Origin of the sequence: Streptomyces sp. NPDC087787 (assembly GCF_044743035.1) — a bacterium.
Classification (GTDB): domain Bacteria; phylum Actinomycetota; class Actinomycetes; order Streptomycetales; family Streptomycetaceae; genus Streptomyces.
In genome coordinates, this window is the sequence record NZ_JBIUVQ010000019.1 from 75,548 (window position 1) to 88,973 (window position 13,426).

The following is a 13,426-nucleotide window of genomic DNA, read 5'->3' on the forward strand; positions in this document are numbered from 1 at the left end:
AGTGGATCTTGGTGGGCTACTCACCGGTTGTGGACAACGCGGTCACTCACGCGAGTGACAACAGGAGAGCAGCGGCATCGAGGCGGGGGCGCGGGTGAGGGTCGGTTGAACGACCCTCACCCGCCCGGCAGCTCCAGATCGCTCTTGTTCAGCTCCTCGATGTTCACGTCCTTGAACGTGAGGACGCGTACCTGCTTCACGAACCGGGCCGGCCGGTACATGTCCCACACCCAGGCGTCGGCCATCGACACCTCGAAGAACACCTCACCCTGCACTGAGTGGACCTGCATCTCGTAGTCGTTGGTGAGGTAGAAGCGCCGCTCGGTCTCGATCACGAATTTGAACAGACCGACGACATCGCGGTACTCCCGGTAGAGCTTGAGCTCCATCTCGGTCTCGTACTTCTCGAGGTCCTCGGCGCTCATGGCATGTTCCCCTTCAGCCGTGCGATCCCACCATTGTGCGCCAGTCCCATGAGGCCCTAGACGATTTCGGTGTCGAGGGTCACGGGCCCGGCCGGGGGACCTTCGTCGAGCAGTGTGCGCAGCAGCTCGGCGAGTCTGGTCGGATACACCGTCTCATGTGCCCGGATCAGTTCCTGACACGTCCACCAGCGCGCTCCGGCGACGCTGCGCCGCTCCAGCTCCGTCAGGGCCGTGGCCTCGACCGCCGTCCGGTCCGTACGGGCCAGGTAGTACCACTCGTCCTGGTTCCAGCGTCGGCCCGCGAACGGGAACGAGCACGTCCGGCGCCACAGCACCGGGCCGAGTTCGACCTCGGTGATGCCGGTCTCCTCGGCGAGTTCCCGCAGGGCGGCCTCCTCGCGCGTCTCGGCGCCCTCCAGGCCGCCGCCCGGGGTGAACCACCAGTCGTCGGCAGGGTCGTCCGGTTCGTGGCCGTGCAGCAGCAGGACGCGGTTCTCGGGGTCGAGCAGGACCACCCGTGCGACCTTGCGCAGCCCTCCGGGCCGGCCGTCCGCGTTCCCGGCGCCCCCGGCGTCCTCAGCGAGCACCGGCCGGCTCCGTCCGGGTGCGGGCGCGCGAGCCGCCGAGCCGCGCGGCGACCGGGCCGTAGGCGCCCCCGGCGAGGACCAGGACGGCGCCCGCCACGATCATCGTGGTGATCGTGCGCAGCGGGCCCGGCTGGGAGAGGGCACCGAGCGCCTGGAAGCCGGTGGGGCGCTCCAGCAGGCCCTTCATGGGCCAGACGACGGCGTCGACCCGGGCGTCCACGGCGTCGCGCGAGACGGTGCCCGCGGCCGCGTCGGTGAGGTGGGCGGTGGAGTCCAGGGAGCCTTGGCGTTCGTCTCCGAGCAGGAACAGCCGGCCCTGGGGCACCTTCACGGTCGGGAAGCCGCCGGCCTCGGCGACGGCGCCCTTCAGGTACGGCTCGTCGATCTGCTTGCCGTTGACGGTCAGCCTGCCCTTCTCGCAGCAGGAGACGGTGTCGCCGCCGACGGCGACCACGCGTTTGATCACGGCGGAGTTCTGCACCCAGTTCTTGTCGTGGAAGACGACCACGTCACCGCGGTGCACCTGGTCGCCGCCGACGCGCTGGGCCAGCACCCGGTCGCCGATGCCGATCGTGGGCGCCATCGAACTGGTGGGCACGGTGTACGGGCGGTAGACCACCGCCGCCCACACGAATCCCGCGAGGAACAGCGCCAGCCCCACGGCCACGGCCAGTCCGGACAGCCGCTGTCCGGCTCTGCCGCCCACCGGGTTCCTGCCTGTGCCGCCGCTGCGCGGGGACGTACGCGTCGCGCTCTCACCACCCATGGACCCGCACCCTACCGGTCGGTACCGGAACGGGTCAGCCCCTCCTGCCCGGCCACCGCCGCACGCTCCACAAGGGCTTCACAGCGGTGGACTCACGAGCGCGGGCCGCCGCGGGCGGGGCTCAGCGGCCTCCCGTGGCCGTCGTGGGCGTGCCCGTGCCGGCCGCGGCCTTCGCCGCCCGCCTGCGCCGCCACACCGCCACCGGCACGACCGCGGTCAGGGCCACACCCTCGGGGGCCACCGACAGAGCGCCCGCCGCCGAGGACCGCTGGTTGATGCCCTGCTGGTCGAAGGTGTCCGGAACGGGCAGCGTTCCCCAGCGGTTGATCGGCCAGGCCTTGACGATGGCACGGCCGACGACCTCCTTCACCGGGACCATGCCGTGGTTCTCGTCGCTCTGGTTGTAGCGCGAGTCCCGGGAGTTCTGCCGGTGGTCACCCATGACCCAGATGAAGCCCTTGGGCACGTGCACCTTGAACTGGCCGCCCTGGTCGTCGACGCTGCACGGCGTGTTGCCCGCGTAGACGTACGACTGCTCGTCCAGCGGCTTGCCGTTGACCAGCAGCGGGCCGGTGTTCTTGCACTCCACGGTGTCGCCGCCGACGCCGATGACGCGCTTGATGAGGTCCTTCTCCTCCGCGGACGGCATCAGGCCGATCCAGCTGAGCACCGTCTGCAGCGCGTTCGGGCTGGCCGCCGGCTCGCCCGCCAGCCAGTCGTCCGGGTCGTGGAAGACGACGACCTCGCCGCGCTCGGGCTCGGAGCCGAACCACGGGGTCAGCTTGTCGACCAGGACGCGGTCGCCCCGCTGAAGGGTGTTCTGCATCGAGTCCGAGGGAATCGAGAACGCCTGTACGAGGAAGGTCTTGATCAGCAGCGCCAGTACCAGCGCGATACCGATCAGGATGGGCAGCTCCTTCCAGAAGGAGCGGGGCTTCCTCGCCTCGGGGGTGCTCCCGCTTCCCTGGTCACCGCCGTCGTTGTACTCCGTCACCGTGCCGTCCTCGGCTGTTTCGCTCTCACTCCCGGAGGCCACGGCGCCGCGCGCAGCGGGGTCCGCCGCTCCTTCGGGGTGTCCGCGGTGCTCCTCGCCGTCGTGTCCGGACCGTGCGCCGACCGCCACATCCCCCACGCCAACTCCTCACTCCGTGCCACCGCCTGCCCCATGCGCGGCGCAGGCCCACCACTCCCATAACGAGCGGGAGTTCCGCAGGGCTCGGGAGTCGAACCGATCCGTTCGGATCGTCCGGTGCAACCCTATGCGACAGCCGGGGAGCGGCGGTCGACCCCGCCGCCGCGTCGGACACGGAGGAGAAGGTTTTCGGCTCCTTCAGCATGGTCCAGTGGCCGACGGGCCAGCCGATGACCATGGCCCGCCCCACCACGGACGTCTCCGCGACGGTGCCACCGTACGGGGTGTCCTGGTGGGCCCGCGAGTCGGCGGAGTTGTCCCGGTGGTCGCCCATCACCCACAGCCGGCCCCGGGGGACGGTGATATCGAACTGGGTGTTGGAGGGTGCGTTGCCCGGATGGAGGTAAGCCGCCTCGTTCAGGGGAACGCCGTTGACGGTCATCCTGCCCTGCGTGTCGCAGCACTTGACGTGGTCACCGCCGACGCCGACGACCCGCTTGATGAGGTCCTTCTCGTCGTCGGAGGGCAGCAGGCCGATGAAGGTCAGGCCCTGCTTGACCTGCTTGACGCCGACGGGGTCGTCCTTGTGGGCGGTCTGCTCCCCGGCCAGCCAGCCGCCGGGGTCGTGGAAGACGACGACGTCCCCGCGCTGCGGCTTGGCGCCGAACCACGGGGTGAACTTGTCGACCAGGACCCGGTCGCCGATCTGGATCGTCTGCTCCATGGAGCCGGACGGGATCACGAAGGCCTGTACGAGGAAGGTCTTCAGCACCAGGGCTATGAGCACGGCGACGCCGACCAGGAGCGGTATCTCCCGGACCGCGGAGCGCCTGCGCCGCCGCTTGACCTTGCGTTGCAGCTTGCGCCGCTCCGCGCGGCTGCGCCCGCCGGCCGGGCCTGCGGCACGCCGTGCCCCGGTGGGCAGGAGGTTGTCGGCGGCGTTGGCGGAGACGCCGCGCGGTCTGCCGCGGCTACCCATGGGTGCCGTCCGCGTGGCCGGCCGCCGGCACGCGCGCGTACGCGTCCGGGCGGTGCAGGTGGGTCCGGTGGCCGAAGGGCCAGACGATCCAGTCGGCCCGGCCGATCACTTCGCCGACCGGGATCATGCCGCCGCCCGGCGAGCCCAGATGGTCGCGGGAGTCGCTGGAGTCGCCGCGGTGGTCACCGAGGACGAACAGGGTGCCCTCGGGCACGACCACGTCGAAGGGCACGGTGGACGGGCTGTCACCGGGATGGAGGAACGCCGACTCGTCGGCCGACCGGCCGTTCACCTGGATTCTGCCCTCCTTGTCACAGCAGACCACATGGTCTCCGCCCACACCCACAACGCGTTTGATGTAGTCGCCGTCCCCGAAGTACCCGGTGCCGTCGAACACGACGACGTCGCCGCGCCGCGGCACGGCTCCAAAACGGTACGCCAACTTGTTTACGGCAACGCGGTCCCCGATCCTCAATCCCGGTTCCATGGATCCGCTCGGAATCTCGAACGGCTGGATCACGAACGTGTTGAGGAGCAGCAGGAGGACCAGGCAGCTCAGCGCGGTCAGGGTGATCCTCCCGCCGGGGAGCCACTCGGTGATCCGCGAGATCAACGCGAAACGCGACCGTTCCTCCGGCCCCCGCGTCCCCGGGGTCGTCCCGGGTTCGCCGTCACAAGGGCGGGAGGAGCGGTCGCGCTCCGTCTGCTGTGCTTCGGTGTCCATCGGGGCCGAATGTTATCCGGCCCCGCCATGAACTCCGGGAGGCGCTCAGTGCTCGCGCTTCTCCTTGATCTTCGCGGCCTTGCCGCGCAGCTCACGCAGGTAGTACAGCTTGGCGCGGCGCACGTCACCCTTGGTGACGAGCTCGATCTTCTCCACGATCGGGGTGTGCACCGGGAAGGTGCGCTCGACGCCGACGGAGAAGGAGACCTTGCGGACCGTGAAGGTCTCGCGCACGCCGGAGCCCTGGCGACGAATCACCACGCCCTTGAACTGCTGCACACGGGAGCGGTTGCCCTCGATGACGCGGACGTGCACGTTGACGGTGTCGCCCGGGCGGAAGGCCGGGACGTCCTCGCGCAGCGACGCGGCGTCGACGGAGTCGAGCAGGTGAGACATTTCGTCTGCTTTCTTCGTTGATGCCACAGGTCATCAACGGGAACTAGATGTACGGGATCGGGTGCTGCGCGGGTCGGAACGGGCGTCGTGTCCCCCTGCGGCAGGGGCGCACGCCGGACGGCGCACAACAGCGGTCTATTCTTCCACGCCGTCGGTCCGGCGCCAAAATCGGCCCCGCGCCCCGCCCTCGGGGTCCGGCGCCCAGCCCAGGATGGACAGCATCTCGCGGTCCTTCTTGTCGAAGACCTTCGGATCGCAGCGCTCGATCAGGTCGGGCCGGTGGGCCGTCGTGCGCCGCAGGGCCTCGTCGCGCCGCCAGCGGGCGATCTTGCCGTGGTGGCCGCTGAGCAGCACCTCGGGGATGCCCTGGCCGCGCCAGAGGGGCGGCTTGGTGTAGACGGGGCCCTCCAGGAGGTTGGCCATGGTGCCGGGCGCGAAGGAGTCGTCGCGGTGCGACTCGGCGTTGCCGAGGACGCCCGGCAGCAGCCGCGCCACGGCCTCGGTGACGACCAGTACGGCCGCCTCGCCGCCGGCGAGGACGTAGTCGCCGATGGAGACCTCGTAGACGGGCATGCGGGTGGCGTACTCGTCCATCACCCGGCGGTCGATGCCCTCGTAGCGGGCCGGTGTGAAGATCAGCCAGGGGCGCTCGGAGAGCTCCACGGCGAGTTCCTGGGTGAAGGGGCGGCCGCTGGGTGTCGGGACGATGAGCGCGGGCGCGTGGGAGCCGGTCTCGTAGCCGTCGGCGAGGACGGTGTCCAGGGCGTCGCCCCAGGGCTCGGTCTTCATGACCATGCCCGGACCGCCGCCGTAGGGCGTGTCGTCGACCGTGTGGTGGCGGTCGTACGTCCAGCCGCGCAGATCGTGGACGTGCACGTTCAGCTGCCCGCGCGCGCGTGCCTTGCCGACGAGGGAGACGTTCAGGGGCTCCAGGTACTCGGGGAAGATCGTGACGACGTCGAGCCGCATCAGGACTCGTCCTCCGAGTTCCCCGTGTCCTCCGTGTCCTCCGTGTCCTCCGAGTCCTCCGCGGGCGTGCGCGAGGAGGCGCCGGGCGCGTCGGCGGCCTCGTCGGGCTCGGAGCGGTCGTCGAAGAGGCCGGGCGGCGGGTCGACGACCGCCCGCTGCTCCTCCAGGTCGATCTCGGTGACGATCTCCCCGACGAACGGGATCATCACCTCGGTGCCGTCCGGACGCTCGACGATCAGCAGGTCCTGGGAGGGCAGGTGGGAGATCTCGGTGATCCGGCCGATCTCCGTGCCGTCCTCCAGAACGACGTCGAGGTCCATCAGCTGGTGGTCGTAGTACTCGTCCTCGCCCTCGGGAAGCTCCTCCGGGTCGATCTCGGCGATCAGGAGGGTGTTGCGCAGGGCCTCGGCGGCACTGCGGTCGCTCACGCCCTCGAAGCGCAGCAGGAGGCGACCGCTGTGGACGCGGCCCGTCTCGATGGTCAGCGGACCGGCGGACGCCGGGTCGGTGGCCAGGACGGCGCCGGGGGCGAGCCGCAGCTCGGGCTCGTCGGTACGTACCTCGACGGTGACCTCGCCCTTGATGCCGTGGGCGCGGCCGATCCGTGCGACTACCAGCTGCACGTGGAAGATCTCCTGTCGGAACGTCAGAACACGAGCCACCGGGCGGCTCATACGACTACGGGCCGGGGACGGCCCAGCGGCCCTCCCCGGCCCGAGCCGGTTGCGAAAAGCGTCAGCGGACGTGGTCCACGTCGACGAGGTCGACACGGACTCCGCGGCCGCCGATGGCGCCCACGACGGTGCGCAGGGCGCGCGCGGTGCGGCCGTTGCGGCCGATCACCTTACCGAGGTCGTCCGGGTGGACCCGGACCTCGAGCACGCGCCCGCGGCGCAGGTTGCGCGAGGCGACCTGCACATCGTCAGGGTTGTCGACGATGCCCTTCACGAGGTGCTCAAGCGCCTCCTCGAGCATGCTGCTCAGGCCTCGGTCGACTCAGCCGAAGAAGACTCGGCGCCGGCCTCGTCCTTCTTCTCAGCCTTCTTCTTCTGGGTGATGGCCTCACCCTTGTTCTCGTCGTCACCACCGAGGGCCTCGAACGACGGGCGCGTGGCCTTCTCGGCCGGCTGGAGCAGCGGCGCAGGGGCGGGCTCGCCCTTGAACTGCTGCCAGTCGCCGGTCTTCTTCAGGATGGCGAGCACGGGCTCGGTCGGCTGGGCGCCGACGGAGAGCCAGTACGCCACACGCTCGGCGTTGACCTCGATGCGCGAGGGGTTCTGCACCGGGTGGTACAGACCGATCTCCTCGATGGCCCGGCCGTCACGGCGGGTACGGGAGTCGGCGACGACGATGCGGTAGTGAGGCGAACGGATCTTGCCCAGACGCTTCAGCTTGATCTTGACTGCCACGGGAGTGGGTTCTCCTGGATTTGACGTGGTTGGGCACGGCGGAGACGCCGCGTGGGGTTGCGGTACCCGAGTGCCCGACGGACGCGTCAGCCGGAGGAGAGAGGGGTCCTGTGCGGCTGTCGAGTACAGCTAGCCATTGTGCCACACCCCGTGGGGCCCTTTCCGCGGAGGGCGCCGGGGCGGCTTCCGGGCACGACTGAGCGGCACCCGGCGCCCGGGTGCCGCGAAACGCGGGGTCCTGCCCGCGTCGACGGGGACGCCGCCGTGTACGGCGGCGTCCCGCGCACCGTCCTGCTGCTCGTCCGGCACCCACGAGATGCCGGGACGCCGCCGGCCGGTCAGCCGGCCGCCGCGCCCACCGGCTCCGGGATCCTGAACGGCTTGCCGCAGCCGCCGCACATGATCGGGGCCTGGGCCAGGACCGAGGGGACGACCCGCACATTGCGGCCGCAGTCGCACACCGCCTTGACCCTGACCCCGCCACCGGAGGAGCCGTGCCGGGCGGCGGGTCCGCGGAAGCTGCGGCCGGTGTCGGTGGAGATGGCGGCCGAGTGCGCCTTCAGCGCACGCTGGAGGCGCTCGATCGTCGGGCGGTAGCGCCGCTTCGCCTCGGGGCTGAGCGTGACCAGCGAGAAGCCGCTGCTCGGATGCGGCTCCTCGGGGTGGTCCAGGCCCAGCTCCTCGGAGATCGCGAGGAACCTGCGGTTGTGGTAGCGGCCGGCACGGGACGTGTCGCGTACGCCGCGCGCGGCGGCTACGCCATGGACTGCCTCGTGAAGCAGTCGCTCGAAGGAGAGTTCGTGTCCGCATGCGGACGAGGACTCCCCGATCAGGGACTCAGGCGCGGCAAGGTCCGGCAGCTCGGGGTGGTACCGCTGAATGTCGGCCCACGCCTGCGCCAGCTCTGCGGCGAGAACAGGTGGTGTCGTGCTCACGTAATGACAACGAGCCGAGGGGCCGCTGTGTTCCTATTCCGGGGCATCCCAAATAATTTGCACGTACCCGTCAGTCGTCACTGATGCGTCCTGACGAGGGCGGGTGCGCTGATCTGCGGAGAAGCCGCACAGCTCCTCCCAAGGTGGTGCGCAAAGGGAGTACGCGCCGGCGCGTACGACACTCCCGCACGCCGGGGGCGGCGGGATCGGGCCACGCGCAAGAGGCGTTTCGGCCGCTTCCCGGGCCAAAGAGCCTCAACCGGTCGGAGACCCCCGACGTTACCCGGTGCGCTCGCCGCATCCGACACCGGCCCACGGGACAGCCGACTTCCGGCCACGTCGATCTCGGCCCCAGGTTGCCGGTACGTGAAATCCCGGCCCGTACCGCCCCAGGACGCAAGCGGGGCCCCGCGACCCCTGGACGCGAGCGAGGGCACGGAGTTACCTGGCATACGGGGGAAGTGGGAGCGCACTGCACGGGGGCCACGGAACCGGGCACAACGGCAGCACTCGGCGGATTGGGGCGCCTATCCATGACACCTGCGCTCGTGCGGCGGCACTTACGACACACGGCGACAGCGGCCGACCCGGATGCACGCGCACGCGCGCGTGACTGGTCCGAGATCCAGGAGCGGATGCTGGTCCCGCTTCACGAGGCCGTCTACGCGCGACTGGAGGTGGGCTCCGGCACCAGGCTGCTGGCCCTCGGCTGCGGCGCCGGACTCGCCCTGCTCCTGGCCGCGGCCAGAGGCGCGACGGTCACCGGCGTCGACCGCTCCTGCCCGGAACGGCTCGCCCTCGCCCGGCAGCGGCTGCTGCCGGAGCCGTGGAACACACGTACGCGTACGACTGCCCGGATCGTCGACGGCTCGCCACGGGACGCCGCCGATCCCGGAGCCGACCCGTACACCCTCGTGACCGCCTTCGAGCCGATCGGCTGCCTCGCGGGCGACTCGGAGGGGCTCGCCGGCCTGCTGGCCGCCGCGACACCGCTCACTGAGAAGGGCGCGCCCGTGGTCCTGGCCGGCTGGGGACCGCCGGAGCGCTGTGCGACCTCGTCCGTGCTGCGGGTGGCCACCAAGCTCGCCGATCCGCTGCGCAGTCCCGGAAGCTGGCGCCCCGCCCTGCGCGACGACCTGGAGGAGGTGGCCCAGCGCGCCGGTCTGCGGCCCGACGGTTCCGGCCGCGTCGCCTGCCCGTTCGGGTACGCCGACCTCGACAGCGCGGTGCGCGGACTGCTCTCCACGGGGCTGTTCGACGCGGCCGTCGCCGCCACCGACCAGGACCAGGTCGACAAGGAACTCACCGAGGCCCTGCACGCGCACCAGCGCCCGGACGGCACGGTGTGGATGCCCAACGTCTTCCGGTACCTGATCGCACGGACGCCCTGAACTCGCGGGACGGGTCTCACCGGACGCCGTCGCCGGCCTCCGCCTCCTTGCGCAGCCGGGTGATCCCGGCGACCCGGTAGGCGTCGGCCTCCTCCAGCGTCTCGTTCTCCAGCAGCGCCTGCGCCAGCGCGTCCAGCTGCTCCCGGTGGTCACGCAGCTTGCGGCATGCCTCGTCGTAGCACTCGTCGACGATGCGCCGCATCTCGCTGTCGATGGCGTCCAGGGTCTGCGGGGCGGCGGCGAGCCCGTAGGCCTGCTGGGCGTCGTCCGGGAGGGCGGAGAGGCGGCCCAGATGCTCGCTCATGCCCCAGCGGGCCACCATCCCGCGGGCGATGCCGGTGACCTGTTCCAGGTCGTGCTCGGAGCCGGTCGTGATCACCCCGTAGACGACGTGCTCCGCCGCCATGCCGCCCAGCGCGCCGATGATGCGGCCCCGCAGGTACTCCTCCGTGTACGCGTACTTGTCGGACTCGGGCGTCGACAGCGTCACTCCGAGCGCCCTGCCGCGCGGCACGATAGTGATCTTGCGAACGGGGTCGGCGCCGGGCTGGAGCATGCCCAGCAGGGCGTGCCCGCTCTCGTGGTACGCGGTGCGCCTGCGCTCCTCCTCGGGCATCACCAGCGCACGTTCCGCGCCGAGCTGGACCTTCTCCAGCGCCTCCGAGAAGTCGGCCGGCGTCACCTGCTCCTGCCGCCGCTTGACCGCGAGCAGGGCGGCCTCGTTGGCGAGGTTGGCCAGCTCCGCCCCGGTCATGCCCGGAGTCGTACGCGCCACCCGGGCGAGATCCACGTCCGGGGCGAGCGGGATCCGGCGGGTGTGGATCCGCAGGATCGCCTCGCGTCCGCCCCGGTCGGGCGGGGAGACGCTCACCACCCGGTCGAAACGGCCCGGCCGGGTCAGCGCGGGGTCCAGCACGTCGGCGCGGTTCGTGGCGGCGAGCACGATGACGCCCTCCGAGCCGGAGAAGCCGTCCATCTCCGTCAGGATCTGGTTCAGCGTCTGCTCGCGCTCGTCGTGCCCGCCCATCGAGGCGCCGCCGCCCCGGGCCCGGCCGATGGTGTCGATCTCGTCGATGAACACGATCGACGGCGCCACCTTGCGGGCCTCGGCGAACAGCTCGCGCACCCGGGAGGCACCCACCCCCACGATCATCTCGATGAACTCGGACGCCGACGCCGAGAAGAACGGCACACCCGCCTCACCGGCCACGGCCCGCGCGAGCAACGTCTTGCCCGTGCCCGGCGCCCCCGTGAGCAGCACCCCGCGCGGCATCTTCGCGCCCATGTGGCGATAGGCGTCCGGATGCTCCAGGAAGTCCACGACGTCGTCCAGCTCGCCCTTGACCTCGTCGATGCCCGCCACGTCCGCGAAGGTGGTGCGCTGGGTGCCCGGATGGAGTTCGACCGGCCTGGGCGGCGCCTTGCGCCCCAGCAGACCGCCCGGCCCGCCGAGACCCGAGCCGATCCGCCGCGCGAAGAAGATCCACAGCGCGGCCAGCACCACGATCGGCGCCAGCGAGAGCAGCAGGTTCGGCAGCAGGCCGCGCTCCTGCACGACCGGCTGCGCGGTCACCGTGACATGGTGGCTGCTCAGGCTCTGCCAGAGCTTGTCGTCCGCGAAGGCCGGGCGCTGGGTCTTGAACTTGGTGTACTTGCCCCCGCCCTGCGGATTGGCCTGGGCGCTCCTGAGCCGGCCCTGGATCGCGTCGCCCTTGGAGTAGACCGTGGCGACGTTGCCGGCGCCGAGCTGCCTGCTGAACTCGGTGTACGAGATCGTCGGCTCGTTGCCCTGGTTGTAGTAGCTCAGCCCGCCGTAGGCCACCAGGAAGACGATCACCGCGGTGACGAGCAGCCCCCACCACCTGCCGCGCATCCGCCTGCCACCGGGCCGCCCGGGCGGCTCGTCCGGCGTGCCCTCGGTACGCCACGGCTGGTCGGAGCCATCGCGCGACGGCGCGGCATTGCTCATATCTGGACGTTACGGCACATGGCGCACCCCGGCACGCGCTGAGGGCGCCCCTCCACGGAAGGGCGCCCTCGTCGCGTCAAGACGCCGTACGGGTGACACGCGGATCCCGTACGGCGCTCGGGTGGGCCTCAGCCCATGAACTTCTTGAACTCGTCCGGAAGCTCGAAGTCCTGGCCGCCCTGCTGCGGCAGTCCGAGGGCGCCGCCGGACTGGGCGGCGGCGCGGCGCTCGGCCTCCTCCTGCTCCTGCTGCTTGCGCTTCATCGGGTTGCCGGAGCGCTGCTTGCCCTTGGCCTTCTTCGGCTGTTTCTTGGTCCGGCCGGGACCGCCGCCCATGCCCGGGATCCCCGGCATGCCGGGCATCCCGCCGCCCTGGGCCATGCGGGACATCATCTTGCGCGCCTCGAAGAACCGCTCGACCAGGTTCTTCACCGCGCTGACCTCGACGCCGGAACCCTTGGCGATACGGGCGCGGCGCGAGCCGTTGATGACGGTCGGGTCCTGGCGCTCGCCCGGGGTCATCGACTTGATGATCGCGGCCGTGCGGTCGACGTCCCGCTCGTCGATGTTGTTGATCTGGTCCTTGATCTGGCCCATGCCGGGCAGCATGCCGAGCAGCTTGCTGATGCTGCCCATCTTCCTGACCTGCTCCATCTGGGCCAGGAAGTCGTCCAGGGTGAAGTCCTGGCCCTTCTTGGACGCCAGCTTGGAGGCCATCTTCTCGGCCTCTTCCTGGCTGAACGTCTTCTCCGCCTGCTCGATCAGGGTGAGCAGGTCACCCATGTCGAGGATGCGGGAGGCCATCCGGTCCGGGTGGAAGGCGTCGAAGTCGTCGAGCTTCTCACCGTTGGACGCGAACATGATCGGCTTGCCGGTGATCTGCCGGATCGACAGGGCCGCGCCACCGCGGGCGTCACCGTCGAGCTTGGACAGCACCACGCCGTCGAAGCCGACGCCGTCGCGGAAGGCCTCGGCGGTGTTGACGGCGTCCTGGCCGATCATCGCGTCGACGACGAACAGGATCTCGTCGGGGCTGACGACGTCCCTGATGTCCGCCGCCTGCTGCATCATCTCCTGGTCGATGCCGAGGCGGCCGGCGGTGTCGACGATCACGATGTCGTGGACCTGGGTCCGCGCGTGCTCGATGGAGTCCTTGGCGACCTTGACCGGGTCGCCCACGCCGTTGCCCGGCTCCGGCGCGTAGACGGCGACGCCGGCGCGCTCGGCGACGACGCTGAGCTGGTTGACGGCGTTCGGGCGCTGGAGGTCACAGGCGACCAGCAGCGGGGAGTGGCCCTGCTCCTTGAGCCACCTGCCGAGCTTGCCGGCGAGGGTGGTCTTACCGGCACCCTGGAGACCGGCCAGCATGATCACGGTGGGCGGCTGCTTGGCGAAGCGCAGACGGCGGGTCTCCCCGCCGAGGATGGTCACCAGCTCGTCGTTGACGATCTTGAGGACCTGCTGGGCGGGATTCAGCGCCTTGGAGACATCGGCGCCGAGGGCGCGCTCCTTGACGTTCTTGATGAACGAACGCACGACCGGGAGGGCGACGTCGGCTTCGAGCAGCGCGATGCGGATCTCGCGAGCCGTGGCGTCGATGTCCGCTTCACTGAGGCGCCCCTTGCCCCGGAGGGACTTGAAGGTGGCTGAGAGGCGGTCGGAGAGAGTATCGAACACGGCGGCGTCGGTCCTCGGCATAGGCGACAGGATGGATCGCCCTCCAGGGTATCCGGCCCCGCAAGGGA

The 13,426-nt window shown here is 70.7% G+C and carries 15 protein-coding genes; 1 reads left to right on the forward strand and 14 read right to left on the reverse strand.

The genetic code is table 11. The annotated features are described in order from the left end of the window. Nucleotides 1-116: 116 nt before the first annotated feature. The 12 genes from ACIOWN_RS27385 to ACIOWN_RS27440 form a co-directional block, all read right to left on the reverse strand. Nucleotides 117-425, reverse strand: coding sequence for a DUF2469 domain-containing protein (locus ACIOWN_RS27385; RefSeq protein ID WP_043444228.1), 309 nt, complete (start codon nt 423-425; stop codon nt 117-119). 56 nt (nt 426-481) lie between these two features. After that, nucleotides 482-1,012: an NUDIX hydrolase gene (locus tag ACIOWN_RS27390; protein WP_362353469.1), complete on the reverse strand. Its 531-nt coding sequence runs from the start codon at nt 1,010-1,012 to the stop codon at nt 482-484. Next, nucleotides 1,002-1,778, reverse strand: coding sequence for a signal peptidase I (gene lepB, locus ACIOWN_RS27395; RefSeq protein ID WP_362353471.1), 777 nt, complete (start codon nt 1,776-1,778; stop codon nt 1,002-1,004). The genes ACIOWN_RS27390 and lepB (ACIOWN_RS27395) overlap by 11 nt, the downstream gene beginning before the upstream one ends. A 121-nt stretch (nt 1,779-1,899) precedes the next feature. Next, complete coding sequence (gene lepB / locus ACIOWN_RS27400) at nt 1,900-2,910, reverse strand: signal peptidase I (protein ID WP_362353473.1); 1,011 nt, start codon at nt 2,908-2,910, stop codon at nt 1,900-1,902. Beyond that, nucleotides 2,798-3,889 (reverse strand): signal peptidase I, encoded by a 1,092-nt coding sequence (gene lepB / locus ACIOWN_RS27405; protein ID WP_362353475.1) that lies wholly within the window; start codon nt 3,887-3,889, stop codon nt 2,798-2,800. The genes lepB (ACIOWN_RS27400) and lepB (ACIOWN_RS27405) overlap by 113 nt, the downstream gene beginning before the upstream one ends. Further along, entirely contained in the window at nt 3,882-4,613 is a 732-nt protein-coding gene (gene lepB, locus ACIOWN_RS27410; protein WP_362353476.1) for a signal peptidase I, read from the reverse strand. Before lepB (ACIOWN_RS27410) ends, lepB (ACIOWN_RS27405) begins: the two co-directional genes overlap by 8 nt. A gap of 45 nt (nt 4,614-4,658) precedes the next feature. Then, complete coding sequence (rplS, locus tag ACIOWN_RS27415) at nt 4,659-5,009, reverse strand: 50S ribosomal protein L19 (protein WP_100571731.1); 351 nt, start codon at nt 5,007-5,009, stop codon at nt 4,659-4,661. A 135-nt stretch (nt 5,010-5,144) separates the two neighbouring features. Beyond that, a complete protein-coding gene (trmD, locus tag ACIOWN_RS27420) occupies nt 5,145-5,978 on the reverse strand; it encodes a tRNA (guanosine(37)-N1)-methyltransferase TrmD (protein WP_362353478.1) in 834 nt (277 codons plus the stop codon). Continuing rightward, nucleotides 5,978-6,601 (reverse strand): ribosome maturation factor RimM, encoded by a 624-nt coding sequence (gene rimM, locus ACIOWN_RS27425; RefSeq protein WP_362353480.1) that lies wholly within the window; start codon nt 6,599-6,601, stop codon nt 5,978-5,980. Before rimM ends, trmD begins: the two co-directional genes overlap by 1 nt. A gap of 112 nt (nt 6,602-6,713) precedes the next feature. Then, nucleotides 6,714-6,953, reverse strand: coding sequence for an RNA-binding protein (locus ACIOWN_RS27430; RefSeq protein WP_003973401.1), 240 nt, complete (start codon nt 6,951-6,953; stop codon nt 6,714-6,716). Nucleotides 6,954-6,958: 5 nt separating this feature from the next. Further along, the gene (rpsP, locus tag ACIOWN_RS27435; RefSeq protein WP_362353482.1) at nt 6,959-7,387 is read right to left on the reverse strand and encodes a 30S ribosomal protein S16; all 429 of its coding nucleotides are present in this window, start codon (nt 7,385-7,387) and stop codon (nt 6,959-6,961) included. A 338-nt stretch (nt 7,388-7,725) separates the two neighbouring features. After that, nucleotides 7,726-8,322: a hypothetical protein gene (locus tag ACIOWN_RS27440; RefSeq protein ID WP_362353484.1), complete on the reverse strand. Its 597-nt coding sequence runs from the start codon at nt 8,320-8,322 to the stop codon at nt 7,726-7,728. 533 nt (nt 8,323-8,855) lie between these two features. Here ACIOWN_RS27440 and ACIOWN_RS27445 point away from each other — a divergent pair. Next, complete coding sequence (locus tag ACIOWN_RS27445) at nt 8,856-9,713, forward strand: methyltransferase domain-containing protein (RefSeq protein ID WP_401983612.1); 858 nt, start codon at nt 8,856-8,858, stop codon at nt 9,711-9,713. Between the two features lie 16 nt (nt 9,714-9,729). Here ACIOWN_RS27445 and ftsH read toward each other — a convergent pair whose 3' ends face one another. Continuing rightward, nucleotides 9,730-11,682, reverse strand: a complete 1,953-nt coding sequence (gene ftsH / locus ACIOWN_RS27450) for an ATP-dependent zinc metalloprotease FtsH (RefSeq protein ID WP_401983614.1) — start codon at nt 11,680-11,682, stop codon at nt 9,730-9,732. A gap of 128 nt (nt 11,683-11,810) precedes the next feature. Beyond that, complete coding sequence (gene ffh, locus ACIOWN_RS27455) at nt 11,811-13,358, reverse strand: signal recognition particle protein (protein WP_362353575.1); 1,548 nt, start codon at nt 13,356-13,358, stop codon at nt 11,811-11,813. Between the last annotated feature and the right edge of the window lie 68 nt (nt 13,359-13,426).

Coding starts and splice junctions, on each gene's coding strand:
- ACIOWN_RS27385 (WP_043444228.1), bottom strand. CDS start 425: ATGAGCGCCGAGGACCTCGAGAAGTACGAGACCGAGATGGAGCTCAAG.
- lepB (WP_362353471.1), bottom strand. CDS start 1,778: ATGGGTGGTGAGAGCGCGACGCGTACGTCCCCGCGCAGCGGCGGCACA.
- lepB (WP_362353475.1), bottom strand. CDS start 3,889: ATGGGTAGCCGCGGCAGACCGCGCGGCGTCTCCGCCAACGCCGCCGAC.
- lepB (WP_362353476.1), bottom strand. CDS start 4,613: ATGGACACCGAAGCACAGCAGACGGAGCGCGACCGCTCCTCCCGCCCT.
- rplS (WP_100571731.1), bottom strand. CDS start 5,009: ATGTCTCACCTGCTCGACTCCGTCGACGCCGCGTCGCTGCGCGAGGAC.
- trmD (WP_362353478.1), bottom strand. CDS start 5,978: ATGCGGCTCGACGTCGTCACGATCTTCCCCGAGTACCTGGAGCCCCTG.
- ACIOWN_RS27430 (WP_003973401.1), bottom strand. CDS start 6,953: ATGCTCGAGGAGGCGCTTGAGCACCTCGTGAAGGGCATCGTCGACAAC.
- ACIOWN_RS27445 (WP_401983612.1), top strand. CDS start 8,856: ATGACACCTGCGCTCGTGCGGCGGCACTTACGACACACGGCGACAGCG.
- ftsH (WP_401983614.1), bottom strand. CDS start 11,682: ATGAGCAATGCCGCGCCGTCGCGCGATGGCTCCGACCAGCCGTGGCGT.